Below are 17,524 nucleotides of genomic sequence, written 5' to 3'. Positions count from 1 at the left end.
ACTTGCGGCACGCTAGCGTCGCGCCGCTGCGGACAGCCGACCGCTTAAGACCCTGAGCGGCACGTCTGTGTCGGCTCGCGCTGACGGGACCGGGCCAGCTCCGACAGGTGTTTCTGAGCAGAAAATGATCGTACTGCTTTCGGGGGATTTCTCTGGCGATGGATGCACCGTGGCGGAACGCCCCGGTAAAGCCGGGGCTTCCGCCCTACGCGCCGACCCCGTAGGGTGGATGCCCCGAAGGGGCGATCCACCGCGAAACACTCCCGAATAAATCCATTTCCCCAGTCAAATAACTACCGCACCAACGCACCCCTTGGGCCCCGTCAAGCATGCCGACGGGTGGCCGGGGCGAGGTGTTAAGCGCCTGCAATGTCTGAGCGATTTGACGTTAGCAAATCGCGAGTTCAGGCGCGCCTCGCACCGGTCGGGGCCTGTCGGGCAGCCGCAGGCCATGCTTGCTGGGTGGCCTTTAGGGATGAAAGGGATCTTTGGCCAAGCAAAGATCCCTTTCCCGTCCGCCGCGCGGAAGCGGCAAGACAAAACATCATCCGCGTGAGCGGATGCAACACCTGTTTTTACTTTGTGGTGGCAACAGCGAGCGCGGAGGCACATAAGCACCGCACCGACGCTGCTCTATTCCCCATCCCCCGCGCGGAAGCGGCATGCAAATCATCATCCGCGTGAGCGGATTCCCGCAGTCCGAATAATTGATTTTTTGTTGTGTGCTGGAATGGTCTGAATGACGGCGGAACGCCCCGGTAAAGCTGGGGCTTCCGCCCTACGTGCTGGCGCCCATATCGTCGCCAAGCAAACACGTATCCCGTCCACCGCGCGGAAGCGGCAAGACAAAACATCATCCGCGCAGCGGATGCCAGACCCTTACCTGCACCTCTTGCCAGTGTTTCCACTCCCCTCTAGTCTTGCTGTCCCCGATGGTGCTGATTAGCCTTGTCCCGTTGCGTGTTCACACGCAGCCAGGTTTGGCGACCTGATCTGCACCCACCGGGAAAGCCGTGTCAAAACGGCTTTTTCTGCTTGCGTCTGTCTCCTCCAATGGCAGGCCAGGCGGGGAGACCTATACGGTCTGCCGGTCAATGGTGGTGCTTCCGGTTCGCCAACCCCGCTTTGGCCTGCCACCCGCGTTTTCTTGCGTGCGTGGCAGCCTTCATCCTTCAACGGAGGGCAGAACCATGACGCATCCCGACCCCAACATCCCCCAGGCCCCGCCCCTGACGCTGTACTACCAAGGCAAACCCGTCCGGGTGCTGCTGCACCACGGCCACTGCTGCCTGCTGGCGGACGACATCCTCGCCCTCTCCCCACCACGACTACGCCACCAGCTGCAACAGCAACTGGCCGAATACCCCGGCTGCGCCCTCACCCTGCCGCAACACGACAGCCCGCAATGCGGCTGGCCAGCCCCCGCCTTGCAACGCGCACTGCAACAAAGCAAACGCCCCGCCGCCCGCCAACTGCAACACTGGCTGCAACAACAGGTACTGCCTGCCCTGCAGCAACTGCCACCCGATGCCCCGCGCTGGGAACAGGCGCTGGCCATGGCGGCCGAGGCCGGACAGCAGATCAGCCATGCCGTACTCAAAGCCGTGCTGGAACACCGCAGCGACTGGCAACACAGCCATTGGCTGCTGACCCTCAACTACACCCCCAGCCACCCGCGCCGCCATGCCCATGGCCGTCTGGTGGCACTCAACAGCAGCGCAACCTCCTTGCAGGCACTGGCGCAACACATTGCCGGGCCGGACGGCAGTGCCTGCCGCAATGGCGAGCTGCTCCGCCTGGCAGCGGCCTGCCACCAGCAACTGGCAAAGCGCACGGAGAAACAGGCGTGGCGCGCAGAGGCGGCGGAACCGCCACGCGCCAACCCGGCTGCCTGACGTCCCCGGCCAGTGCTCAACACGGGGCAGGCTGCGCGCATTGACCGCGCTCGCCCTATCCATCCATCATCAAAGCACCCGAGTCCCGGCGATGGCATGTCGCCACAATTGGCCCCCATGTCGGCTTTTGACACGCAAGGCGTCTGCCGTCGTGGCTCAATGAGCGGCATCACGGGCAATGCCCCACCCAGAATACAAGGAAGACAACGTGCAAGATGGCATCCTGAAAAGCTATATCGGCGGTCGCTATATCGATAATCCGGCCCTGCCGCTGGCCGACAACTTCAACCCGGCCAATGGCGAACTGCTGTGCAAGGTGCAGCAGGCTGGCGCGGCTGAGGCCGAACTGGCGGTCAAGAGCGCCGAGGCCGGTTTTGCGGTGTGGAGCGAGATGACCGGTGCCGAGCGCGGCCGCATCATGAACAAGGCGGTGGGCATTCTGCGTGCGCGCAACCGCGAACTGGCCGAGCTGGAAGTGCGCGACAACGGCAAGCCGATTCAGGAAGCCGAGGTAGTGGATGTGCTGTCCGGCGCGGACTGCATCGAATACTTTGCCGGCATGGCCGCCGGGATTCACGGCGAGCATTTCCCGCTGAAAGGCGCGTTTGCCTATACCCGGCGCGAGCCACTGGGCGTGTGCCTGGGCATTGGCGCGTGGAACTACCCCATCCAGATTGCCTGCTGGAAATCCGCCCCGGCGCTGGCCTGTGGTAATGCCATGATTTACAAGCCATCGGGCATGACGCCGATGAGTGCGGCCCTGCTGGCGGAAATCTACAGCGAAGCCGGCGTGCCGGATGGCGTGTTCAACGTGATCCAGGGCAGCTCGTCCGTGGCACGCCAGCTGATTGCCGACGAACGCGTGGCCAAGGTGTCGATTACCGGCTCGGTGGATACCGGCAAGGCCATCATGAAAGACGCGGCAGGCACGCTCAAGCGCGTCACCATGGAGCTGGGCGGCAAGTCGCCGCTGATCATCTTTGACGATGCCGACATCGAACAGGCGGTGTCCGCCGCCATGCTGGCCAACTTCTACACCCAGGGTGAAATCTGCACCAACGGTACCCGTGTGTTCGTGGCGCGCAGCATTCACGCTGCCTTCATGCAGCGGCTGAAAGAACGCACCGCACTGTTGAAGATTGGCGACCCGATGCACCCGGACACCCAGGTGGGCGCACAGGTTTCGCCCAGCCATGCGCAAAGCGTGCTCAAGTACATCGACATCGGCCAGAGCGAAGGCGCGGTACTGGCCGCCGGTGGCCAGCGCGTGATCGTGCCCGGTTGCGAGGCAGGCTGGTTCATTGCCCCCACCATTTTTGACCAGTGCCGCGACGACATGCGCATTGTCAGCGAGGAAATCTTTGGCCCGGTGATGTCGGTACTGGTGTTCGACGACGAGGCGGAAGTCATCCAGCGGGCCAATGCCACCCGGCTGGGGCTGGCGGCGGGGGTGTTCACCCGCGACCTGGCGCGCGCCCACCGCGTGGTGGCCAAGCTGCAAGCCGGGGTGTGCTGGATCAACAACTACAACATCACGCCGATTGAAATGCCGTTTGGTGGCTACAAGGAATCCGGCCTGGGCTATGAAAACAGCCTTACCGCCATCGACTGCTACACCCAGCGCAAGAGCGTGTATGTGGAGCTGACCGGGGTGGCCAGTCCTTACGCCTGAGTGCTGCCAGCAGAGACGCTGCGCTATTTTGTTCGCCGCGCTAACACGCCAGGCGGCTCACCCTGTCATCCACACGATAACGGCAGACCTCACGGCCTGCCCTTGTCTTGTCTGAACCATCCGTAGCAAGGAGCACCCATGTCGCAACAGTTCGATTACATCATCGTCGGGGCCGGTTCTGCCGGTTGTGTGCTGGCTGCCCGCCTCACCGAAGATGCCGATGTCAGCGTGCTGCTGCTGGAAGCCGGCGGGCCGGACTGGCGGCTGGACTGGCGCACCCAGATGCCGGCGGCACTGGCCTACCCGCTGCAAGGCACTACCTATAACTGGGCCTACACCACGCTGCCGGAGCCGCACATGGGCAACCGTGTGATGACCCAGGGCCGCGGCATGGGGCTGGGTGGTTCGTCCCTGATCAACGGCATGGTGTACATCCGTGGCAATGCGCTGGATTTTGACGGCTGGGCGGAAAACAAGGGGCTGGAAAACTGGAGCTATCTGGACTGTCTGCCCTATTTCCGCAAGGCGGAAAGCTACGACAAGGGTGCCAATGACTTCCACGGTGCAACTGGCCCGCTACATGTCACCACGCCACGGCCAGACAACAACCCGTTGTATCAGGCCTTTATTGCAGCAGGCGAGCAGGCCGGTTACCCGCGCACCGACGACCTCAACGGCTACCGCCAGGAAGGCTTCGGGCCGATGGACCGCACCACCACGCCATCCGGCCGCCGCTGCAGTACCTCGCTGGCCTATCTGGACCAAGCCCGCACCCGCGCCAATCTCACAGTAAAAACCCGCGCACTGGCCGACCAGATCCGCTTTGCCGGCAACCGTGCGGTGGGCGTGAGCTATCTGCAAGGCGGCAGCCTGCATCAGGCCGAAGCGCGGCGCGAAGTCATTGTCTGCAACGGCGCCATTGCCAGCCCACAGCTATTGCAGCGCTCTGGTGTGGGCAATGCCGACCAGTTGAAGCAACACGGCATCAGCAGCGTGGTACACCTGCCCGGTGTGGGCGAGAACCTGCAAGATCATCTGGAAATGTATCTGCAATACCACTGCACCAAGCCGGTTTCCATCTACCCGGCGCTGCAGTGGTGGAACAAGCCGCCCATCGGCGTGGAGTGGTATCTGAACGGCACCGGCCTGGGCGCCACCAATCACTTTGAAGCCGGTGGCTTCATCCGCAGCAGCACCGAGTTTGCCTGGCCCAACCTGCAATACCACTTCATTCCGCTGGCCATGAATTACGACGGCAGTAATCCGGTGAAGGCGCACGGCTTCCAGTGCCATGTCGGCTCCATGCGCTCGCCCAGCACCGGTTTTGTGCGGCTGGCCAGCCGCGACCCGCGCGCAAACCGCTGCTGCAGTTCAATTACATGGCACATGCGGTGGACTGGCAGGAGTTCCGCGCCGGGGTGCGGCTGACGCGGGAAATCATCGCCCAGCAGCCGTTTGACGAATTCCGTGGCGAGGAAATCAAGCCGGGCATGAAGATTCAGAGCGATGCCGAGATCGACGCCTTCGTACGCGAACATGCCGAAACCGCGCTGCATCCGTCCTGTACCTGCAAGATGGGCTACGACGACATGGCGGTGGTGGACAAGGACGGACTGGTGCACGGCGTGGAGGGCTTGCGCGTGGTGGATGCTTCCATCATGCCGCGCGTCACCACCGGCAACCTCAATGCGCCGGTCATCATGATGGCGGAAAAGCTGGCCGATGCGATTCGCGGCCGCACGCCGCTGCCGCGTTCACAGGCTGCTTACTTTACCGCTGGCAAACAAGCGGTACGGCTGATGGGCACGGCAGATTTTCCCTGGCCGACGGCCAGCGTGTCTGCCGCACACTGATGAGTGAGGACGGGAGATGCGGCGCTTGACTGCGCCACCGCACTTTCTACAATGCCAGACAGCGGCTGCATCGCAGCTGCATGTCTGGAGAAGAAAATGCACACCCTGAAACCGCGTAATCCCTACGCCTGCTCGCCCTTGCTGAAAAAGGGCGGTGCCCACCGCAGCAGCCGCTCCGGCCTGCGTCAGAATGCCCGTCAGGCCATGCTGGCCGAACTGGATGAGCTGGATGAGCTGGACTGGATCGACCCCTCCCCGGCAACCCAGGCTGTCGAGTCCCCCAGCGAGGACGAAACACCGGGCAGTTTTACCTGCCACCCCACCATGACAAAGGCCGCTTCCCAGCGGCCTTTGCCTTGTTACCCCCGTCTGGCTGCCTGACTACACGGTAAAACGCGCCGCCAGCGCACTAAGCTGCTCGGACAAACCCTTCAACTGCCCCACCGTTTCTGCTGTTCCCTTCATCGCCCGGCTGTTTTCCTCCGACATTTGTGCAACTTGCTCCACATTCTTCGCCAGCACCTGGCTGGTATTGCTTTGCTCGTTCAGCGCGGTCTGGATTTCCGCCACCACCTGCTGTACCTGATCAATCTGCTGCTGGATGGTGACGATGGCCGTACCGGCGTGCTCGGCATGTTGCTGCCCTGCTTCCACGGTTTGCATGCCGGTGTGCATATTGCCTGCCGCCTGCTTTGCGGTGTGCTGGATTTGCTGCACGATGCCGCCAATTTCGGTGGTGGACTGCGCGGTGCGCTCTGCCAGCTTGCGCACTTCATCGGCCACCACGGCAAAGCCGCGCCCCTGCTCTCCGGCACGGGCGGCTTCAATCGCCGCGTTAAGCGCCAGCAAATTGGTCTGGTCGGCCACATCACGAATCACATCCACAATGCTGACAATCGACTCGGACTGCTTGCTCAGGGACTGGATGGTGTCAGACACCGTGGATATCTCGCGCACAATGCTTTGCATGCTGGAGCCCGCCCCGCGAATAACCTCCGTACCGGATGTGGACTCCTGCACTGCCGCCTGCGATAGCTGATGCGCCTCTACCGAGCGTTCTGCACTCACCGACAGGCTGGTACTGAGTTGTTCCACCGCTGCCGCCATGCTGGAGGCAGCTTCAGACTGACGGTCGCTGCTGTGCGCCACCTGGCTCGCCCCTTCGGCCACATCTCGGGCGGCACCATCCAGCTGCTGCGAGGTGTGTACCAGCTGGCTCACCGTATCGCGCAATTGATTACGCATTTGCCGGATGGCCGCCAGCAAGCTGGATTCGTCCTGGCTGTTGAGCGCAATGCTGGTATCCAGCCTGCCGGTGGCAATCTGCTCCACCACCTCCTGTACATAAAAGGGCTCACCACCCAACTGCGCGGTGATGGACAGATACAGGGCAATGAACAGGTAGATGGACAGCAGGAAGGCCAGCAAGGCGCAGCCCAGATACATATTGCGCTGCCACTGTATGCGCTGGATACGCGCCTCCAGCAGCGTGTCCAGCTGGGTGAGTGCAGTTTGTCCGAATGCTGTCGCCGCATTCAGTGTGTCGGTCGCCAGACTGCTGGCCGCACCGGTCTGGCCGTCAATGGCCTTGCGGAACACGCTGTTGTTTTGCTCAGCCACGGCCAGCAGCCTGGCATCACTACCAGCCAGACTGGCTTTGAGCGCCGGGTTATAGGCGGCAGCCTTGTTCAGGTTCTGTGTCAGGCTCTCCACGTTATTGCGCAGTTGCGGCAACAGCATCAACAAGCTGTCGCGCGCGGGGCCGCTCAATACCTGCCCCTTGGCTGCCATCAGCGTACTGTTGGCCTCCATGCTTTGGCTGAGCCAGTCCGCCCAGTGGTTGATAAGCAGGTCCATCAGGTAGTAGGTGTCGATGTCCGGGTCCAGCGTCAGGTTGGATTGGTCGCTGGCCTGGCTGATCAGCGCATGCAGGCTGCTGCTGGCTGCCTGGAAGTTGTCCGGCTGTGGTGCCGACTGCAGTTTTTTCCAGCTCGCGTCGAAACCAGACCATTCCTTGTCCACGCCCAGCACCGGGTTGAGCGCGCTATGGGTTTGCTGCATGGCCTGCCATTGCTGCTGCACTGCGCTTCCCAGCGCGTTACCTGCTCCCTGGCCGGCGTGCTGGGCCTGTTCCTGCTCCAGCGCCAACAGCAAGGCCATGGCGGGCTTCACATATTGCACACCCACTCTCTCCTTGCTGGAGAAGTCCACATTGTCCTGATTGCTGCGGTACAGCCCGTAGGTGAGGTAAACCAGGGCAACGGCAAACACGGTACCGATGATGGCAAAGCGGATGGGATAGCTCAGATGCTGCATCCAGCGGGCGGTTTGGCGGAACATGCACAACTCCTTGCAAGCGCGCACAGCACGGTGGCTATACGAGTGAAGACAGCTTTGGTTATAGGGGCATTGTTCTTGCACTGCAAAATCAAATACCTATGCCAATAGGTTTTGTCGCGTGCAGCAGCTTGAATTTGCGTTCTTTTTATAAGGTGTATTTTATTTACATTTTAATGTTATGCTACGCGCTGTCCGTGCCGAACACCTGTCTTTTAAAAAATGTATTTCACACACATCTAAAGGAAGATCCATGCTCAGTGCCACCATCCGCCAGCAAGTCAAAGCCACCGCCCCCATCCTGAAACAGCATGGCGTGCTGCTGACCAGCCATTTTTACCAACGCATGTTCCAGCACAACCCGGAGCTGAAAAACATCTTCAACCAGGGGCACCAGCATGCCGGCCAGCAACAGCAAGCACTGGCCATGGCCGTGGCTGCCTATGCCGAGCACATTGATGCGCCCGAAGTACTGCTGCCGGTACTGGAACGGGTGGCACACAAACACGCCAGCCTGGGCATCCGTGCCGAACACTACCCGATTGTGGGCAAGCATCTGCTGGCTTCCATCCGCGAGGTGCTGGGAGAAGAAGCCGCACCGGACAGCCTGCTGGAGGCCTGGGCGCCGCCTATCAGCAACTGGCAGACCTGCTGATCCAGCTGGAAAACAGCCTGTACCAGCGTGCTGCCACCCAGCCCGGTGGCTGGAGCGGCTGGCGGCCGTTCCGCGTGGTGAAGAAGCAGGTAGAAAGCGAGGAAATCACCTCGTTTTATCTGCAAGCCGCGGATGGTGGCAGCTTGCCTGCCTTCCAGCCCGGTCAATACATTTCGGTGCAGCGTTTCATTCCGGAATGGGGCCTGAGCCAGCCGCGCCAGTACAGCCTGTCCGATGCACCCGGCAAGGAGTGGCTGCGTATTTCGGTGAAGCGGGAAGACGCACGCGATGAGGCTCCCGCCGGCAAGGTGTCCGGCATCTTGCATACCGAACTGGCCGAAGGGGACATCCTGCAGGTATCGCCGCCATTTGGTGATTTCGTGCTGCATCAGGAGCGGGACACCCCGGTGGTGCTGATCAGTGCCGGGGTGGGCCAGACTCCGCTGCTGTCCATGCTGCAGCACTTGCTGGCCAGTGATCAGTCGCGCCCCATCCGCTATTTGCACGCCGCACGTCACGGGGCGGTTCACGCCATGAAGCAGGAAGTCGGCACGCTGGCGCAGCAGCATGCGCAGCTGCAGCAACGTGTGTTTTATGAAACCCCGGCCGCAAACGATACCCTTGGTGTGGACTTCCATCAGCAAGGCCGTATCGATGCCGATGCCATCCGTGCCCATGCCCTGCTGCCGGATGCCGACTATTATTTGTGCGGCCCGGTGGGCTTCATGCAGCAACAGCACCGCCAGCTGCGCGAGGCCGGGGTAGAAGCCACGCGCATCCACATGGAAGTGTTTGGCTCCAATGCCATGACCACCGCCTGAATTGGCTTTGTTTGCCGCTGCGCATTGTGAGCTGCCGCACTGCGGAGTATCCTGCGCGGCACTTTCCCCGCCCACTTTACTGCCATGCAACTGAACCGCTTTACCGACCTTGGCCTGCGCGTGCTGATGTACCTGACGCACCGCGACCGGGAGCAACCGGTCACCATCAGCGAAATTGCCGAACGCTTCGAGGTGTCGCGCAATCACCTGGTGAAAGTGGTGCATTTCATGGGGGTGCAAGGCTGGCTGAACAACAGCCGTGGCAAGGGTGGCGGGCTGGCGCTGGCCCAGCCGCCCGAGCATTACCGCCTGGGCGGCATCATCCGCACGCTGGAAGGCAATGTGCCGCTGATTGACTGCGCCGAACCGCCTTGCGCGCTGCGTCAGGACTGCCAGCTCAAGGCCGTGCTGGATGTGGGCATGCAGGCATTTTTCAGCACACTGGACAGTTACACGCTGCGCGACGTGATTGCCAGCCCCACCGGCGAGGCCATCATTCGCCTGCATCGCAGCCCCAGACCGCAGTCGGCCGACAAAACCACACCGGATGTGTTGTAAAAAACCATCACTTTTTCAATGAAAAAGCCCGCTATATGCGGGCTTTTTTTGCTGCTTTTTTAGGGGATAACCCTTTAAAAGCCCGCTATATGCGGGCTTTTTTTGCTGCTTTTTTAGGGGATAACCCTTTAAACAGTCTGAACAAAACCATCAGATGGTCTTGGAATAACGTGCCTTGGTTTCCCGTTCACGCAAATGGCGGTCGAACAGCATGGCGATATTGCGGATCAGGAAGCGCCCTTTGGGCTCCACCATCAGGAAATCGCCGTCAAAGGTCAGCAGGCCCAGCTTGTGGTACTCGCGGATGGCTGGCAGCTCGGCAGCAAAATACTCGGCGAAATTGATGCCGTGCACCTGCTCGATGGCTTCCACCGACAGGGAGAAGCGACACATCAGCGCCTGGATGATGCCGCGACGCAGGATGTCGTCCTGATCCAGCACCATGCCGCGCATTACCGGCAGCCGACCTTCGTCCAGCGCGGCGTAATAGCTGTCCAGGTCCTTCTCGTTCTGGCTGTAACAGGGGCCAACCTTGCCGATGGACGACACGCCAAGGCCGATCATGTCGCAGTCGGCATGAGTGGAATAGCCCTGGAAATTGCGCTGCAGGCGGGCCTGGCGCAAGGCAATGGCCAGGTCATCCTCCGGCTTGGCAAAGTGGTCCATGCCAATGAATACATAGCCTGCATCCGCCAGGCTCTTTACCGCGTCCTGCAGGATGTCCAGCTTGGTGCTGGCGGCTGGCAGGTCAGCCTCGTTGATGCGCCGTTGCGGCATGAACACGGTGGGCAAATGGGCATAGTTGTACAGCGCCAGGCGGTCCGGGCCAATGGCAATCACCTTGTCCAGCGTGCGTTTGAGCGACTCGCGGGTTTGTAGCGGCAGGCCGTAGATCAGATCCACACTGACCGACTTGAAACCGGCTTCGCGCGCAGCCTCGATCACCTCCAGCGTTTCTTCCTCGCTTTGCACCCGGTTCACCGCGGCTTGCACCTGCGGGTCGAAGTCCTGGATGCCCACGCTCATGCGGTTGAAGCCCAGTCGCGCCAGGTGATGCACGGTTTCACGACCCACCTTGCGCGGGTCGATCTCGATGGAATATTCTCCCTCCGGCAAAAATTCGAAGTGGGCACGCAACATGGTCATCAGGCGGTCCAGCTGCTCGTCGGAGAGGAAGGTTGGCGTACCGCCGCCAAAGTGCAGCTGGATCAGCTTTTCCCGGCAGCCAAGCGAGGCGGCAACCAGCTTGATTTCCTTTTCCAGGTAATCGAGGTAGCGGTCGGCACGGCTCTTGTCCTTGGTGATGATCTTGTTACAGCCGCAGTAATAACAAACCGTGTTACAGAACGGTATGTGTACGTACAATGAGATGGCGTTCTGATGCATGCCCAGGTGGCGTTGCTTCAGCCAGTGTTTATAGTCCTTCTCACCGAATGCCGGGGTAAACCGGTCGGCGGTGGGGTAAGAAGTGTATCTTGGGCCGGAACCATCAAGACGTTCGATCAATGCTCGGTCGAACTCACAGTGGGTAGGCGAAAACGGATGGGTGGTGTGCATGTCGTCGGGTATTGATAGTCAAACGTCAGGTGGACTGGTAAATTTGCGGAAAACGTGCGAATTCCGCTTTGACAAGGGTCAAGCTTCTTTACAGGGTTGTACAAAACACGCGATGTCAGACCAACACCAACACACTCTGCACGCACTGAAGGTGTCCTGCTCCAACTGCAGTCTGCGCGAACTCTGCCTGCCCATCGGGCTGAACCGCGACGAAATGACGCAGCTGGATGCAGTGATCCGTCAGAGCCGCCGCCTCAAGCGCGGTGAATACCTGTTCCGCAGTGGCGAAGCCTTCAAGTCGCTGTTTGCCGTGCGCACCGGTTTCTTCAAGACCAGCGTGGCAAGCCAGGATGGTCGTGAACAAGTCACCGGCTTTCTGATGTCCGGCGAACTCATGGGCCTGGATGGCATCTCGTCCAATGTGCATGGCTGCGACGCCATTGCCCTGGAAGACAGCGAAGTCTGCGAACTGCCCTTCAACCGCATGGAAAGCCTGGGGCGCGACATTCCCAGCCTGCAACACCACTTTTTCCGGCTGATGAGCCGCGAAATCGTGCGTGACCAGAACGTCATGCTGCTTCTGGGCAACATGAAGGCAGAAGAACGTCTGGCTGCCTTCCTGCTGAACCTGTCACAGCGTCTGTCCACCCGCGGTTTTGCCGCCAACGATTTCATCCTGCGCATGAGCCGCGAGGAAATCGGCAGCTTCCTCGGCCTGAAACTGGAAACCGTCAGCCGTACGCTGTCCAAGTTCCAGCAGCAAGGCTGGCTGAGCGTGGACCACAAGCACATCCAGCTGATCAAGGCCGATGCACTCAAGGACCTGATCTCCGGTTGTACCCACGCCAACGGCGTATAAGCCGACAGGCACGGTAACAGCCATCCGGGCGGTGGGCGCAATGCGCCTTACCGCTCTTTTTGCATCTTCCGCCCATCCGGGCAGGCGCGCCATTCTCCGCAAGCACTAACTCTTCCGGGCAAGGTATTACCAGCGCCCGATCAGCATGCCGGCCACCAGTTGCTCGGCCCGTTCCGCCACTTCAGCCAGTTGCGCGGCGTCCGGCTCGCCGCGTACCACCACGGCGGGCAGCACTTCGTGCCAGCCATAGCCGGCGATGATGCGCCGCATGGCGTGCACAGCCCCCATGCCATCGTTACCGGCGGACACCAGCAAGAGGCAGGCCAGCCCTTCGGTGCGGCCCTGTGCGGGGTAGAAGGTGCGGTCAAAGAAATCCTTCATCTTGCCCGCCATATAGCCAAAATTCTCCGGCGTTGCCAGCACGATGCCGTCTGTTGTCAGCAAATCATCCAGTGTGGCCTGCTCGGCGGGCAGGCAGTTGAACTGCAGGTCATCGGCCAGCTGCGCTACGCTGGCGCGCACGGCATCAACCAGCTGCAAGGTGCGGCCGGTCTGGCTGGCATACAACAACAGCAAGCGCTTCATGCGGCGGGACTCCCTGGCAGCGTGGCCATCAATGCCTGCAGACGCGTTGCTTCGGGCCAGCCTGGCGGCACCACGAAACCGCGCGCCACCTCCTCCCAGTAGCCATCGCCCAGCGGCAGCAACTCTGCCACCAGTTGCGGCACCACGGCCTGGCGCAACTCCTGGCGCAGGCTGTGCTGTTCACGCACTTCGGCTTCAGCCACACGGGCCGGAGCCAGCCAGCTCAAGCGTGGCAACCACATCCAGCGTGATGCCGGGCTGCTACTGGGCCAGGGGTGCAATAGCGGGCTGAACCAGCCTTGCAGCTGATCCGCAGCCAGTGGCGGCATGGGGCGGGACGGCCGGGAATAGAAAAACCAGCCGGCCAGCCGGGCCTGACTGGCGCAGGCCACAAACTCTGGCGGCAATACGCGCCGGGCCAGGGGGTGGCGGGACAGCTGCAACTGCGCCTGCAATTTACCCGCCTTCAGCAGCCAGGCATCGCGCAGGCTGGGGCCTACCAGACTGTCCGGCCCCTCGCCCAGTTGCAGATAGAATTTGCTGGCGGTTTCCACGTGCAGTGTTCGCCATCCAGCCGGATCAGGAAATCAAATTCGCCGATGGTGCGGCCGCTGGCATCCCGTAGCGGCAGATTGGCGGCCACCAGTTCGATATGGGGCGCGAGGTGAAACCAGAAAGCCAGCAAGCGCTCGGCATAGTGGCCCAGACGGCGACAGGGCTGGTCAGCCAGCCAGGCATAGAGCGGTGCCGGGTCTTGCTCCAGCGCGGCCAGCAAGGCCGGGCCATCCGGGCCCAGCAGGCCTTGTGGCGAAAGATTGCAGCCGCTATCCCAGGGGGCAGGTGCGGTCAGCAGGAAAGCCAGATCACGCAGCGCAGGCTGCGTGTAAGGCAGATAAAAACCGCGATCAGGATTCGCCGCCGTGCTCATGGCCGTCTGCCACGCGCTGGATCTGCTTCATCAGGCCACGCAGGATGTCCACCTCGTCGCGCAGCATGCCGGAACGGTTGAACAGCGCGCGCATGCGGCGCATCAGTCGCTCGCTGTTACGGCGGCGGTAGTAGCCGATGGCATCCATGGTCTGGTCCAGATGCTGGCAGAAGCCTTCCACCTCGCCCAGGCTGGCGGTTTCGCTTTCCGGACGCAGGTATTCCACGTCAACGCCAGTATGGCTGAACAGCTCGTAAGTCATCACCTGCACCGCCATGGCCAGGTTGAGCGAGAAGTAATCCGGGTTACCCGGAATGGTAACCAGCCGGTTGCACTGCTCCACTTCTTCAATCGACAGGCCGAAGGTTTCATTGCCGAACACCAGCGCCACCTGTTCGCCATCACGCGCGCGCGCCACCAGTTCCGGCGTGGTTTCGCGCGGAGTGGACAGCGGCGTGGTGAGTTCGCGGCGGCGGCTGGTCAGCGCGCAGGCCACGGTGACGTCGCTGAGCGCCTCACTGAGGCTCGCCACCACGGTGGCGCTCTCCAGCACATCCACGGCACCGGAGGCCAGGGCATTGGCTTCATCGCTGGGAAACACTTTGGGTTCAACCAGATACAGGCGGGTCAGCCCCATGGTTTTCATCGCCCGTGCGGCCGAACCGATATTGCCCGGATGGTTGGGCCGAGCCAACACGATGCGAATGTTTTTCAGAAAATCAGGTACTTGGGGTTTATTCATCAGCAGTTTCACATTAAAATGGCGGGCATATCAAAAAGCCCGCGCGCTCGCGCCGGCTTTTTTTGTTCCTTAACCCAGATTGTTACTGTCAGATGTCGAGCCATGTTGGCTGACATCTGCTATCCGTTCTAGAGGCCGTCAATGCATCCGATGCTCAATATCGCGGTTAAAGCCGCCCGCCGTGCTGGCAGTGTAATCCAGCGTGCGTCGCTTAACCTCGATACCATTCGTGTAGAGAAGAAAAAGCACAATGACTTTGTGACCGACGTGGACCGCGCTGCCGAACAGGCCATCGTGGACATGATTCTCGAGGCGTATCCCAAGCACGCCATTCTAGCAGAAGAGTCCGGCGCCAAAGGCGTGGGCTCCTCCGAATACGAGTGGATCATCGACCCCATCGACGGCACCACCAACTTCCTGCATGGCCATCAGCAATACGCCATCTCCATCGCACTGGCGCACAAGGGCCAGGTGCAGCAGGCCGTGGTGTACGACCCTAGCCGTAACGATCTGTTTACCGCCTCGCGTGGTGTTGGCGCTTTCCTCAACGACCGCCGCATCCGTGTTTCCAAGCGCTTCATGATGAATGAATGCGTGATCGCCACCGGTTTCCCGGTATCCGACCAAAGCTATATCGACCAGTACCTGGGCATGCTCAAGGACGTGCTGGGCAAGACTGCCGGCGTACGTCGCGAAGGCGCTGCCTCGCTCGACCTGTGCAATGTGGCCTGTGGCCGCGTGGACGGTTTCTGGGAAATGAACCTGAAGCCGTGGGACATCGCTGCGGGCAGCCTGATCGTGCAGGAAGCCGGTGGCATCGTCACCGACCTGAGCGGCGAACAGGAATGGATGGAATCCGGCGACATCGTGGCCGCCAACCCCAAGGTGCTGGCCCAGCTGCTGGCGACCATCGCGCCGCACCTGAACAAGTAATCATTGCCTCGGTGCAGGCAGCAAAAACGCAACCCGTGGGTTGCCGTTTTTTTATTTGCCGCTCGCTGACGGCTATTCGTGCATCACCACTTCCACCGCAGGTGCATCCGCAGCAGCCTTGCGCGGCCGGAGCAACAACAGCAAGGGCAACATGGCCAGAAAGCTGTAGGTAATCAGCCAGTACACATCGACGATGGACACCATCAGCGCCTGGCGTTGCAACTCTGCCGCCAGCTGGGTTGCGGTAGTGCCATCCACCACCGTCTTGCCCATGCGCGCCAGATAGTCCTGCAACCAGGGATTGTCGGCACTGAAAAAACCGCTCAAGGCATTCCAGGCTGACTGCTCGCCGCGCGAATAGGCGGTACTGACAATGGCAATCCCCACCGAGGAACCCATGGTGCGCAACAGGCTGAACAGCCCGGCGGCCTCGGCCGACAGCCGTGCAGGCAAAGTGGACATGGCCATGGCCGACAACGGCACATAAATCATGCCCAGCCCGAAACCCTGCAACAGCACCGGCCAGGCAAACCAGAATGGACTGGTATCCAGGTTGTAATGGGTACACACCCAGGTGCCGCAAGCACCAATCAGCAAGCCACTGCCAATCAGGTAACGCGAATCCACCCGGCCAATCAGCTTGCCCACAATCATCATGCTCACCAGGCTGGCAATGCCGCGCGGTGCCATGATCAGGCCGGTATCCAGCGTGGGGTAGTGAAACAGCCCTTCCAGCATGATGGGCTGAATCACCATGGCCCCGTACATGGACAGGCCCAGCGCGGCAATGACAATACTGGCGGCCACGAAATTGCGGTCCTGGAACATGTGCAGGTCGAACAAGGGATGGGCGCTGCCGGACAAGCCGCGCCAGATGAAACCCACCGCGCCCAGCACCGCCAGCACGCCGGCCACCACGATGCCGGTACTGGAAAACCAGTCGTCGCCATTCCCCCGGTCCAGCACATACTGGATGCCACCGATAGCCAGCGAAATCAGCAACAGGCCCAGCCAGTCGATGTCGCGCTCGCGCTTGGGCGTATCCGGCACCTGGCGCGCCAGCAGCAAGGACAACAGCCCGACCGGCAGGTTGATGAAGAAGGTCCAGCGCCAATCGAACATATCGGTCAGCCAGCCGCCTAGCGTGGGCCCGGCAATCGGCCCCACCATCACCCCCATGCCCCAGATGGCCATGGCCTTGCCACGCTGTTCGCGCGGGTAGTTGTCCACCATGATGGCCTGCGACAAGGGCACCAGCGCAGCGCCGAACACACCTTGCAACAGACGGAACACCACCAGCTGGCCCAGATTCAGCGCCACGCCGCACAGCATGGAGGCCAGCACGAAGCCGCTGATGGACAGCAAGAGATAGCGTCGCCGCCCCAGTTTGTCAGTCAGATAACCGGTCAGCGGCATGCAGATGGCGCTGGCCACCAGATAGCTGGTCAGCACCCAGCTGATCTGGTCTGACGTTGCCCCCAGTTCGCCCTGCATTTGTGGCAGCGCCACGTTGACGATGGTGGTGTCCAGCACCTGCATCACCGTGGCCGCCATCACCGCCACTGTCACCAGCACACGCTGGCTCAAGCGCCCGGCTCCTGAGCCTGTTCGGCAGCATGGCGGATTTGTGCCAGCACCTTGATGCAGGTTTGCAGCTCGGCCTCATCCAGCCCGCCCAGCAGTTCGGCTTTCAGCGCATCGGCCACTTGCAGCAGCTCGCCGGAAACCTGGCTGGCCTTGGCCGTCAGTAACACCCGTTTGGCACGGCGGTCCTGTTCATCCTGCTGACGGGTGATCCAGCCATCGGCCTGCAATACATCCAGCAGCCGTACGAGCGAGGCCGGTTCAATGCCCACCCGGGCGGCGAGTTCGTTTTGCAACAAGGGCTCACCGGCACGCCCCAGTTTGAGCAATACCTGCCAGGTAGCCTGGGAAAAACCGTAGGGACGCAGTCGCTGGTCCAGCAAGGCGCGCCACGCCTTGGGGACGGCACCCAGCAATTCGGCAAGTTCTTGATGAGACTGTGGCATGAGGCATCCTGAATTTGATTAGCTCACTAATTATATGTCTGCAAATTTTCATCACCAAGTACTTCATCACATGAGCCGGAGCCACGCCAGCCATCTGCT

16 protein-coding genes and 1 pseudogene are annotated in these 17,524 nt (G+C 61.2%); 10 read left to right on the top strand and 7 right to left on the bottom strand.

The genetic code is table 11. From position 1 onward, the window contains the following. Positions 1 to 1,190: 1,190 nt before the first annotated feature. The 5 genes from AWT75_RS10600 (at position 1,191) to AWT75_RS21895 (ending at position 5,801) form a co-directional block, all read left to right on the top strand. Positions 1,191 to 1,895 carry a BRO-N domain-containing protein gene (locus AWT75_RS10600; protein WP_062789117.1) on the top strand — a complete coding sequence of 235 codons (705 nt, stop codon included), beginning with the start codon at positions 1,191 to 1,193 and terminating at the stop codon, positions 1,893 to 1,895. Positions 1,896 to 2,073: 178 nt separating this feature from the next. After that, positions 2,074 to 3,567 carry a betaine-aldehyde dehydrogenase gene (gene betB, locus AWT75_RS10595; protein WP_193394076.1) on the top strand — a complete coding sequence of 498 codons (1,494 nt, stop codon included), beginning with the start codon at positions 2,074 to 2,076 and terminating at the stop codon, positions 3,565 to 3,567. Between the two features lie 138 nt (positions 3,568 to 3,705). Continuing rightward, on the top strand, positions 3,706 to 4,995 hold the full coding sequence (locus AWT75_RS10590; protein WP_239689545.1) for a choline dehydrogenase: 1,290 nt from the start codon (positions 3,706 to 3,708) through the stop codon (positions 4,993 to 4,995). Continuing rightward, complete coding sequence (locus AWT75_RS23950; RefSeq protein ID WP_239689544.1) at positions 4,947 to 5,420, top strand: GMC oxidoreductase; 474 nt, start codon at positions 4,947 to 4,949, stop codon at positions 5,418 to 5,420. The genes AWT75_RS10590 and AWT75_RS23950 overlap by 49 nt, the downstream gene beginning before the upstream one ends. Positions 5,421 to 5,516: 96 nt before the next feature. Next, entirely contained in the window at positions 5,517 to 5,801 is a 285-nt protein-coding gene (locus AWT75_RS21895; RefSeq protein WP_062789116.1) for a hypothetical protein, read from the top strand. Here AWT75_RS21895 and AWT75_RS10580 read toward each other — a convergent pair whose 3' ends face one another. Then, positions 5,802 to 7,760, bottom strand: coding sequence for a methyl-accepting chemotaxis protein (locus AWT75_RS10580; RefSeq protein ID WP_062789115.1), 1,959 nt, complete (start codon positions 7,758 to 7,760; stop codon positions 5,802 to 5,804). Between the two features lie 250 nt (positions 7,761 to 8,010). Here AWT75_RS10580 and AWT75_RS22840 point away from each other — a divergent pair, with 250 nt between their 5' ends. The 3 genes from AWT75_RS22840 to AWT75_RS10570 all read left to right on the top strand — a co-directional run bounded on the left by AWT75_RS22840 (position 8,011) and on the right by AWT75_RS10570 (position 9,791). Beyond that, positions 8,011 to 8,412, top strand: a complete 402-nt coding sequence (locus AWT75_RS22840) for a globin domain-containing protein (protein WP_239689543.1) — start codon at positions 8,011 to 8,013, stop codon at positions 8,410 to 8,412. Between the two features lie 74 nt (positions 8,413 to 8,486). Further along, positions 8,487 to 9,233 (top strand): ferredoxin reductase domain-containing protein, encoded by a 747-nt coding sequence (locus AWT75_RS22835; protein WP_239689542.1) that lies wholly within the window; start codon positions 8,487 to 8,489, stop codon positions 9,231 to 9,233. A gap of 84 nt (positions 9,234 to 9,317) precedes the next feature. Continuing rightward, positions 9,318 to 9,791, top strand: a complete 474-nt coding sequence (locus tag AWT75_RS10570; RefSeq protein ID WP_045846575.1) for an RrF2 family transcriptional regulator — start codon at positions 9,318 to 9,320, stop codon at positions 9,789 to 9,791. A 150-nt stretch (positions 9,792 to 9,941) separates the two neighbouring features. Here AWT75_RS10570 and hemN read toward each other — a convergent pair whose 3' ends face one another. After that, positions 9,942 to 11,348: an oxygen-independent coproporphyrinogen III oxidase gene (hemN, locus tag AWT75_RS10565; RefSeq protein WP_045846576.1), complete on the bottom strand. Its 1,407-nt coding sequence runs from the start codon at positions 11,346 to 11,348 to the stop codon at positions 9,942 to 9,944. A gap of 112 nt (positions 11,349 to 11,460) precedes the next feature. Between hemN and fnr the strand changes: the two genes are divergently transcribed. After that, on the top strand, positions 11,461 to 12,207 hold the full coding sequence (fnr, locus tag AWT75_RS10560) for a fumarate/nitrate reduction transcriptional regulator Fnr (protein WP_045846577.1): 747 nt from the start codon (positions 11,461 to 11,463) through the stop codon (positions 12,205 to 12,207). A gap of 126 nt (positions 12,208 to 12,333) precedes the next feature. On the opposite strand, the gene AWT75_RS10555 is transcribed toward fnr, so the two are convergent. From AWT75_RS10555 to AWT75_RS10545, 3 genes and pseudogenes are all read right to left on the bottom strand, one after another. Further along, positions 12,334 to 12,792, bottom strand: coding sequence for a flavodoxin family protein (locus tag AWT75_RS10555; protein ID WP_062789114.1), 459 nt, complete (start codon positions 12,790 to 12,792; stop codon positions 12,334 to 12,336). After that, a pseudogene (locus AWT75_RS10550) lies at positions 12,789 to 13,720 on the bottom strand (DUF1853 family protein). Before AWT75_RS10550 ends, AWT75_RS10555 begins: the two are co-directional and overlap by 4 nt. Further along, complete coding sequence (locus AWT75_RS10545; RefSeq protein WP_045846730.1) at positions 13,698 to 14,462, bottom strand: RNA methyltransferase; 765 nt, start codon at positions 14,460 to 14,462, stop codon at positions 13,698 to 13,700. Before AWT75_RS10545 ends, AWT75_RS10550 begins: the two are co-directional and overlap by 23 nt. A gap of 141 nt (positions 14,463 to 14,603) precedes the next feature. Here AWT75_RS10545 and AWT75_RS10540 point away from each other — a divergent pair, with 141 nt between their 5' ends. Beyond that, on the top strand, positions 14,604 to 15,395 hold the full coding sequence (locus tag AWT75_RS10540; RefSeq protein ID WP_062789113.1) for an inositol monophosphatase family protein: 792 nt from the start codon (positions 14,604 to 14,606) through the stop codon (positions 15,393 to 15,395). Between the two features lie 72 nt (positions 15,396 to 15,467). Here the strand turns inward: AWT75_RS10540 and AWT75_RS10535 are convergent, their stop codons facing one another. Beyond that, positions 15,468 to 16,982 carry a DHA2 family efflux MFS transporter permease subunit gene (locus AWT75_RS10535; protein ID WP_204376928.1) on the bottom strand — a complete coding sequence of 505 codons (1,515 nt, stop codon included), beginning with the start codon at positions 16,980 to 16,982 and terminating at the stop codon, positions 15,468 to 15,470. After that, the gene (locus AWT75_RS10530) at positions 16,979 to 17,425 is read right to left on the bottom strand and encodes a MarR family winged helix-turn-helix transcriptional regulator (RefSeq protein WP_062789112.1); all 447 of its coding nucleotides are present in this window, start codon (positions 17,423 to 17,425) and stop codon (positions 16,979 to 16,981) included. The genes AWT75_RS10535 and AWT75_RS10530 overlap by 4 nt, the downstream gene beginning before the upstream one ends. Positions 17,426 to 17,524: the final 99 nt, after the last annotated feature.

Source organism: Aquitalea pelogenes, assembly GCF_001515305.1.
Taxonomy (GTDB): Bacteria; Pseudomonadota; Gammaproteobacteria; order Burkholderiales; family Chromobacteriaceae; genus Aquitalea; species Aquitalea pelogenes.
This window is presented reverse-complemented; position numbering and strand designations above follow the sequence as displayed.

What these genes read in the sequence shown, in the direction of transcription:
- AWT75_RS21895 (WP_062789116.1), top strand. Translation starts at nt 5,517, where the DNA reads ATGCACACCCTGAAACCGCGTAATCCCTACGCCTGCTCGCCCTTGCTG.
- AWT75_RS23950 (WP_239689544.1), top strand. Translation starts at nt 4,947, where the DNA reads ATGGCACATGCGGTGGACTGGCAGGAGTTCCGCGCCGGGGTGCGGCTG.
- fnr (WP_045846577.1), top strand. Translation starts at nt 11,461, where the DNA reads ATGTCAGACCAACACCAACACACTCTGCACGCACTGAAGGTGTCCTGC.
- AWT75_RS10530 (WP_062789112.1), bottom strand. Translation starts at nt 17,425, where the DNA reads ATGCCACAGTCTCATCAAGAACTTGCCGAATTGCTGGGTGCCGTCCCC.
- AWT75_RS10600 (WP_062789117.1), top strand. Translation starts at nt 1,191, where the DNA reads ATGACGCATCCCGACCCCAACATCCCCCAGGCCCCGCCCCTGACGCTG.
- betB (WP_193394076.1), top strand. Translation starts at nt 2,074, where the DNA reads ATGCCCCACCCAGAATACAAGGAAGACAACGTGCAAGATGGCATCCTG.
- AWT75_RS10555 (WP_062789114.1), bottom strand. Translation starts at nt 12,792, where the DNA reads ATGAAGCGCTTGCTGTTGTTGTATGCCAGCCAGACCGGCCGCACCTTG.
- AWT75_RS10590 (WP_239689545.1), top strand. Translation starts at nt 3,706, where the DNA reads ATGTCGCAACAGTTCGATTACATCATCGTCGGGGCCGGTTCTGCCGGT.
- AWT75_RS22840 (WP_239689543.1), top strand. Translation starts at nt 8,011, where the DNA reads ATGCTCAGTGCCACCATCCGCCAGCAAGTCAAAGCCACCGCCCCCATC.
- AWT75_RS10540 (WP_062789113.1), top strand. Translation starts at nt 14,604, where the DNA reads ATGCATCCGATGCTCAATATCGCGGTTAAAGCCGCCCGCCGTGCTGGC.
- AWT75_RS10545 (WP_045846730.1), bottom strand. Translation starts at nt 14,462, where the DNA reads ATGAATAAACCCCAAGTACCTGATTTTCTGAAAAACATTCGCATCGTG.
- AWT75_RS10570 (WP_045846575.1), top strand. Translation starts at nt 9,318, where the DNA reads ATGCAACTGAACCGCTTTACCGACCTTGGCCTGCGCGTGCTGATGTAC.
- AWT75_RS10580 (WP_062789115.1), bottom strand. Translation starts at nt 7,760, where the DNA reads ATGTTCCGCCAAACCGCCCGCTGGATGCAGCATCTGAGCTATCCCATC.
- hemN (WP_045846576.1), bottom strand. Translation starts at nt 11,348, where the DNA reads ATGCACACCACCCATCCGTTTTCGCCTACCCACTGTGAGTTCGACCGA.